6 protein-coding genes are annotated in these 6860 nt (G+C 70.7%); 3 read left to right on the top strand and 3 right to left on the bottom strand.

What is annotated here, in order from left to right; genetic code table 11:
* The first annotated feature begins 126 nt into the window (after positions 1-126).
* Genes ACIRP7_RS36025 through dnaK form a run of 3 tightly spaced genes read left to right on the top strand, consistent with a single transcriptional unit; the run spans position 127 to position 4151 of the window.
* Positions 127-1485 carry a hypothetical protein gene (locus ACIRP7_RS36025; RefSeq protein WP_403668249.1) on the top strand — a complete coding sequence of 453 codons (1359 nt, stop codon included), beginning with the start codon at positions 127-129 and terminating at the stop codon, positions 1483-1485.
* 7 nt (positions 1486-1492) lie between these two features.
* The gene (locus ACIRP7_RS36020; RefSeq protein ID WP_403668246.1) at positions 1493-2251 is read left to right on the top strand and encodes a glycerophosphodiester phosphodiesterase family protein; all 759 of its coding nucleotides are present in this window, start codon (positions 1493-1495) and stop codon (positions 2249-2251) included.
* Positions 2252-2300: 49 nt separating this feature from the next.
* Entirely contained in the window at positions 2301-4151 is a 1851-nt protein-coding gene (gene dnaK / locus ACIRP7_RS36015) for a molecular chaperone DnaK (RefSeq protein WP_403668243.1), read from the top strand.
* A gap of 13 nt (positions 4152-4164) precedes the next feature.
* On the opposite strand, the gene ACIRP7_RS36010 is transcribed toward dnaK, so the two are convergent.
* The 3 genes from ACIRP7_RS36010 to ACIRP7_RS36000 all read right to left on the bottom strand — a co-directional run bounded on the left by ACIRP7_RS36010 (position 4165) and on the right by ACIRP7_RS36000 (position 6776).
* On the bottom strand, positions 4165-4965 hold the full coding sequence (locus ACIRP7_RS36010) for an SAM-dependent methyltransferase (RefSeq protein WP_352381274.1): 801 nt from the start codon (positions 4963-4965) through the stop codon (positions 4165-4167).
* Between the two features lie 60 nt (positions 4966-5025).
* Positions 5026-5889 (bottom strand): helix-turn-helix domain-containing protein, encoded by an 864-nt coding sequence (locus ACIRP7_RS36005; protein WP_403668239.1) that lies wholly within the window; start codon positions 5887-5889, stop codon positions 5026-5028.
* A gap of 65 nt (positions 5890-5954) precedes the next feature.
* Positions 5955-6776 carry a helix-turn-helix domain-containing protein gene (locus ACIRP7_RS36000; protein ID WP_403668236.1) on the bottom strand — a complete coding sequence of 274 codons (822 nt, stop codon included), beginning with the start codon at positions 6774-6776 and terminating at the stop codon, positions 5955-5957.
* Positions 6777-6860 lie beyond the last annotated feature (84 nt).

Genomic DNA, 6860 nt, shown 5'->3' with positions numbered 1-6860 from the left:
CGCGCGCGCCGCCCCCCCCCCCCCCCCCCCCCCCGCCCGCCGCGCGCCCCCCCCCCCCCCCCCCCCCCCCCCCCCCCCCCCCGACACGTGGTCGGGGGCCGGTCCGGTGGTGCGAAAGGGAACGCGATGACTGTGGGAACGGCCGGCGGTACGGCGGCACTCGACTCCGGCACCCGTGAACTCACCCGTGTCGTCGTGCTGTTCAGCCTCACCGGCCGACTCGACCCGGGGCGGCCCGCGCCGGCCAGCCTCGTCGACACCTTCGACTTCGGCCGCTTCGCCCTGCACCTGACGTCCAGCGAGGCGGTCCTGCCCGTGCCGGTGCTCGTCGAGGACGTGGCACCCGAGGAGCTGCGGCTGCCGCACGGCGACCACGGACTCGACCTCGCGTCCGTCGGGATCGCCGTCCTCGCCACCCCGCGCGGGGACATCACCCTGGCCCTGGACTGCGGATTCGCCGGACAGACGCCTCCCGCCGCCCTCGCGGCGTGGCTCGCCGACACCTGCTTCGACCGGGACCGGATCACGCTCGGCAGCACGGCCCTGCTCGACTCGCTGGGCGGCCGGCTCGCCCCGCGGGAGCCGCTCGCCTTCGGCCAGAACGTCCACCAACTGGTCTTTCCCGGTGGCGACTTGGCGAACGACCTGCTGGGCCCCGAAGAGACCCGCCTGCCCACCCTGCTGAACGAGATCGTGTACCGCGGCCGGCTGTCCCTGTCCGAGCCGCCCCACCTCCACAAGAACGGCCGCACGCTCTCCGCGCACGGCCGTGGGGTCTCCGTCCACGCCGGCTGGGCCGGGCACGTGGAGAACGGCCTGATCCTGGTCGCCGTCGGCATGGTCTCCGCCCTCGCCGTCCTCCAGCGCACCCGGCTGGCCGCCTTCGAGACCATGCGCGCCAACGAACAGGCCGCGGCCGAGTCTCCGTACGAGATCCGCAGGCTGATCTCCCGGCTCTCCGACGGGGTGAACGAACTCCAGCTGGACCTGGCCTTCGGCGTCGAGGCCTACGTCGACAGCCTGCTGATCCCCGAGACGGTCATGGAGACCTTCCAGTCCTCGCTGCGCGACGCCCTCGGCATCCCCGACAGCCTGGACAACTCCGCCAGGATGGTCGAGCGGCTGACCTCGGTGATCAGCGCCCGCTCGGCCGCGCTGCAGGCCCAGCTCGCCGAGCGCGACGACCGCAGGGACCGTACGGTGTCGGCGCTCGTCGCGGTGGCCACCGGCATCGCCCTGCCGCCGACGCTGCTGCTGGCGTTCTTCGGGGCCAACGCCTCGAACGTGGACAATCGGCGGTCCATCTTCGATGCCCACTACCTCCCGGCCTACCTGCTGGCCTGGCTTCCCTTCATCGCCCTCGCCGTCATCGGATACCTCCTGCTCAGGCGGGTCAGCAGGCGCTCCGGCGCGCTGCTGGCGACCCCGACGGCCGTCCCGGTGTCCGCCCCGCGGTCGCCGCTTCGTCCACCGTCCGGAAGCTGAGAGCCGTATGCCACGACGTCCCGCCATCTCCGCCCACCGGGGCGGAACCGAGCGTGCCGGCGCCGCGACCTGGGAGGCCTACGAGGACGCGATCCGGTCCGGGGCGGAGTACGTCGAGTTCGACATCCGGCGTACGGCCGACGGGGTCCTCGTCGTCCACCACGACGCCCGGGCGGGGCGCACCGGTCCGCTCCTCAGCGAGATCACCCACGCCGAGCTGAGCGAACGGGCCGGTCGTCCCGTGCCGGCCGTCGACGAGGTGATGGCGCTGATCGCGGGGAAGCTGGTCGGTCATCTGGACCTGAAGGAGAGCGGCTACGAGCGCGAGCTGATCGACCGGGCGGTCGCCCTGCTCGGCACGGACGGCTTCGTCGCCACCACTCTGGAGGACCGTTCCGTAGCGGCCATCGCACGGGCCTTCCCCCGGGTGCGCACCGCGCTGTCCCTGGGCCGCGACCGCAGGGAGATCGCCCGGTCCCGCCTCGTCGGCACCCGGCTCAGCGAGTTCCTGCCGATGCGCCGGGTGCGCGCCTGCGGCGCGAGCGGGGTGGCCGTGCACCAGCGGCTGGCCCGCGCCAACGTGCTCCGCCAGGCGGCCCGGCACGACCTGTTCACCATGGTCTGGACGGTCAACGACGACACCGTCATGCGGGCGTTCCTCGACCATCCGCGCGTCGACGTCCTGATCACCGACCGGCCGCGCCGGGCCGTCGCGCTGCGCGGGGAACGGCACGAGGAGCGTTCGCCGGGGTACACGTCACACTGAGCAGGTGGTGCAATTCCCTGGTGGACATCCCTGGCGGAAGGGGACAGCGATGGGACGTGCGGTCGGGATCGATCTCGGTACCACGAACTCGGTGGTGGCCGTGCTGGAAGGCGGTGAACCCTCGGTCGTCGCCAACGCGGAGGGAGCCAGGACCACACCGTCGGTCGTGGCCTTCGCCAAGAACGGCGAGGTGCTGGTGGGCGAGGTCGCCAAACGGCAGGCCGTGACCAACGTCGAGCGCACCGCGCGCTCCGTGAAGCGGCACATGGGCGACACGAGCTGGCGCTTCCCGGACCAGGGCTCGATCGACGGCACCCGGTACCGGGCGCAGGAGCTGTCGGCGCGAGTCCTGCAGAAGCTGAAGCGGGACGCCGAGTCCTATCTCGGCGAGGACGTCACCGACGCCGTGATCACGGTACCCGCCTACTTCGACGACACCCAGCGGCAGGCCACCAAGGAGGCCGGGGAGATCGCCGGCCTCAACGTGCTCAGGATCATCAACGAGCCCACGGCGGCGGCCCTGGCGTACGGCCTGGACCGGGGCGAGGAGCAGACGGTCCTGGTCTTCGACCTCGGCGGCGGCACCTTCGACGTGTCCCTGCTGGAGATCGGCGACGGGGTCATCGAGGTCAAGGCCACCAACGGCGACACGCATCTCGGTGGTGACGACTGGGACCACCGGATCGTGGAGCACCTGGTCAAACGCTTCAAGGGGCAGTACGGCGTCGACCTCGGCAACGACAAGATGGCGCTGCAGCGGCTGCGCGAGGGCGCCGAGAAGGCCAAGATCGAGCTGTCCTCGTCCTCCGAGACCACCATCAACCTGCCCTACATCACCGCCTCCGCCGAGGGGCCCCTGCACCTCGACGAGAAGCTGACCCGCGCGCAGTTCCAGGAGCTCACCGCAGATCTGCTCGACCGCTGCAAGACCCCCTTCCACCAGGCGGTCAAGGACGCCGGCATCAAGCTCTCCGCGGTCGACCACGTCATCCTCGTCGGCGGCTCGACCCGGATGCCGGCGGTGACCGATCTGGTCAAGGAGCTCACGGGCAAGGACCCGCACAAGGGGGTCAACCCCGACGAGGTCGTGGCGGTCGGGGCGGCGCTCCAGGCGGGTGTCATCCGCGGCGACGTGAAGGACGTGCTGCTGCTCGACGTGACGCCGCTGTCCCTGGGCATCGAGACCAAGGGCGGCATCATGACCAAGCTCATCGAGCGCAACACCACGATCCCCACCCGCCGTTCGGAGATCTTCACCACGGCCACCGACAACCAGCCCTCGGTGGGCATCCAGGTGTACCAGGGCGAACGCGAGATCGCCGCGTACAACAAGAAGCTCGGCGTCTTCGACCTCACGGGTCTGCCGCCAGCCCCGCGCGGCGTTCCCCAGATCGAGGTCGCGTTCGACATCGACGCGAACGGGATCATGCACGTCTCGGCGAAGGACCTCGCGACCGGACGCGAACAGAAGATGACCGTGACGGGCGGATCAGCGCTCCCCAAGGACGACATCGACCGCATGATGCGGGAGGCCGAACAGTACGCCGAGGAGGACCGCAACCGCCGCGAGGCCGCCGAGACCCGCAACCAGGCCGAGCAACTCGTCTACCAGACCGAGAAGTTCGTCCGCGAGAACGACGACAAGATCTCCGCCGACACGAAGACGGACGTCGAGTCGGCGGTCTCCGAACTGAAACGGCTCCTGGAGGAGAACGCCGACACCGACACCCTCCGGGGCGGCGTCGAGAAACTCGCCTCCGTCAGCCAGAAGATGGGCCAGGAGATGTACGCCCAGGCCCAGCAGCAGTCCCCGCAGGACGAACCGGCCTCCCCGCCGCACGAGGAGGAGGGCGTGGTCGACGCGGAGATCGTGGACGACGAGAAGGACCGGAAGGAGTAGCGGCCGTACGGGGTCAGACCTTGCGCGCGACCCCCGCGTACACCGGCACGATGCCCTCCGCCTGCGCCGCCACGTCCTCCGGGCCCGGACGCCAGCCCGACACCGGGATCACTCCGGGGCCGAGCAGCTCCAGGCCGGCGAAGAAGCGGGAGAACTCGGCGAGCGAACGGGGGAAGAAGGGGGTGCCGCTGCGCCGGAACTGCTCGGCGGCCTTCTCGATGGCCTCGGGGCTCAGATCGGGCGTGACCTGCGAGAGGATCACGTAACTGCCCGGGGCGAGCTCGGCGACGTACCGCTCGAGCAGACCGTACGCGTCGTCGCTCAGGTAGTGGGTGAGCGCCACCAGGGACAGCGCGACCGGCTGCGAGAAGTCCAGGGTCTCGGCGGCCAGGCGCAGGATGGTGTCCGGGTCGCGGACGTCGGCGTGGACGTAGTTCGTTGCGCCCTCGGGAGTGCTGTGCAGGAGGGCCTGGGCGTGCCTGAGGACGATCGGGTCGTTGTCCGCGTACACGACCTTCGACTCCGGGGCGACCTCCTGCGCCACCTGGTGCAGGTTGGGCTCGGTGGGAATGCCGGTCCCGATGTCGAGGAACTGGCGGATCCCAGCCTCGGCGGCCGTCCGCACCGCCCGCTGCATGAACCGGCGGTTGGCGCGCGCCCCGCGCATCACCGTGCCGTCCACGGCGAGGATCCGGCGTGCCAGTTCCTCGTCCACCGGGTAGTTGTCCTTGCCGCCCAGCCACCAGTCGTACACCCGGGCCGGGTGCGGCCGACTGGTGTCTATGGCGGGGGCTGCGGCGTCGGATCCGGTCATGCGGTGTCTTCTCCCTTGTGGTGAGACGTGTCGTGGGACGTGTGGTGCGGTGACGCCCGCTCAGAAGTCCTCGCGGCGCTCCCGCAGCAGCTTCTTGGTGCGCTCGGCCGACGCGGCCCGCGCCGACATGTGGTCCAGCACCTCCAGGTGCGTGGCGACCTCCTGGCGGGAGTCGAGATACAGCGCGCCCGTCAGGTACTCGGTGAAGACCAGGTCGGGAAGCTCCGGCTCGGTGAAGCGGAACAGCGAGAAGGGCGCGTACGTCCCCGGGTGCGGGCCGTCCTCGAACTCGCACACCTGGAGCGTGATCCGGTCGCGCTCGGCGAACTCCAGCAGCTTGTCCAGCTGTTCGCGCATCACCTGGGAGCGGATGCTCACCGGGCGGCGCAGCACCGTCTCGTCCATGATCACCCAGAGATGGGGTGCGTTCGGGCGCTCCAGCAGTTCCTGCCGGGCCATGCGCAGCGACACGTGCCGCTCCAGCGACTCAGGACCCGCGTGGCCGATCGTCCCGGCCTCCATGACGGCACGCGCGTAGTCCTCGGTCTGGAGCAGTCCCGGCACGAAGTGCGGCTCGTAGGAGCGGATGATGCCGGCCGCGCCCTCCAGGCTCACGTACAGGCTGAACCACTCGGGCAGCACGTCGTGGAACCGCTGCCACCAGCCCGGTTTGTTGGCCTCCTCGGCCAGCTGGACGAAGGCCCCGACCTGCTCCTCGGGCACCCCGTACGTCTCAAGGAGCACCTGGACGTACGGGATCTTCAGGGCGACCTCGGCCATTTCCATCCGCCGTACGGTCGCCGGGGCCACCCGCAGTACCTGCGCGGCCTCCTCACGCTTGAGGCCGGCCGCCTCCCGCAATTCCTGCAGCCGTCTGCCGAGCACCACCTGGCCCACGGTCGGCGCAGGTCGCCGCTCACTCACGCCACGCCTCCCCTACGCGTCGAAGCTTGCGTGCAGTGTGCCATGCCCGGTGCCGGTCTCACCGGTCAAGACCGCGAGTGAAGGTACTTGGCCGTCGCCGGGTCGGCCGGCAGGAACGTCTCGATGGCCAGTTCGGCGACGGTCACGTCCATGGGGGTGTTGAACGTGGACGTGGACGAGATGAACGACAGCGTCCGCCCTTGGTGCTCGATCCGCATCGGCAGCGCGAAACAGGGGACCTGCTCGGCCGGTCGGTCGTCGTCGGTCTCCTCCGGACCCGGCACCGGGTAGGCCGCGACTTCCTCGTACAGTTCCCGCAGCCGTTCCGAGCGGCGCAGGGCGATCTGCCGCCGCATCTGTTCCAGCAGATGGCCGCGCCACTCCCGCAGGTTGCGGATGCGCGGGGCGAGGCCCTGCGGGTGCAGGGTGAGCCGCATCGTGTTGAGCGGGGGCCGGAGCAGGGACTCCGGGATGCCGTCCAGAAGCATCATGATCCCCCGGTTCGCGGCCACGACGTGATACGCGGCGTCGAACACCAGGGCCGGATAGGGCTCGTAGCCCTGGATCAGCCGCTCGATCCCCTCCCGCACGGCGTCCAGGGCCGGATCGTCCAGCGGGGTCTCCGGGAAACGCGGGGCGTAACCGGCCGCGAGCAGCAGCGCGTTGCGCTCCCGCACCGGCACCTCCAGATGCTCGGCGAGCCGCAGCACCATCTCCTCGCTCGGACGGGAGCGACCCGTCTCGACGAAGCTGATGTGCCGGGCACTGGAGTCCGCCCGCAGCGCCAACTCCAGCTGACTGACCCGCCGTTGCTCGCGCCAGGCACGCAGGAGCGGACCCACGCCCTGGCCGGGAGGGGTGGCTGTGGCGGAGTGGGCAGTGGTCATACGTACGACCGTAGTCGAGGGAGCGGGCGTACACGGCCGAAGATGTCCCCCGTCCGGCCGCCGGGAACCGCCTGACCAGGGCCT

The organism is Streptomyces sp. NPDC102270, assembly GCF_044766405.1.
Classification (GTDB): Bacteria; Actinomycetota; Actinomycetes; order Streptomycetales; family Streptomycetaceae; genus Streptomyces.
Note: the sequence above shows the minus strand (reverse complement) of the source record. Positions and strands in the feature narration are given on the sequence as shown.

Excerpts from the sequence above, each read along its gene's own strand:
- ACIRP7_RS36025 (WP_403668249.1), top strand. The coding sequence starts at position 127 with ATGACTGTGGGAACGGCCGGCGGTACGGCGGCACTCGACTCCGGCACC.
- ACIRP7_RS36020 (WP_403668246.1), top strand. The coding sequence starts at position 1,493 with ATGCCACGACGTCCCGCCATCTCCGCCCACCGGGGCGGAACCGAGCGT.
- dnaK (WP_403668243.1), top strand. The coding sequence starts at position 2,301 with ATGGGACGTGCGGTCGGGATCGATCTCGGTACCACGAACTCGGTGGTG.
- ACIRP7_RS36010 (WP_352381274.1), bottom strand. The coding sequence starts at position 4,965 with ATGACCGGATCCGACGCCGCAGCCCCCGCCATAGACACCAGTCGGCCG.
- ACIRP7_RS36000 (WP_403668236.1), bottom strand. The coding sequence starts at position 6,776 with ATGACCACTGCCCACTCCGCCACAGCCACCCCTCCCGGCCAGGGCGTG.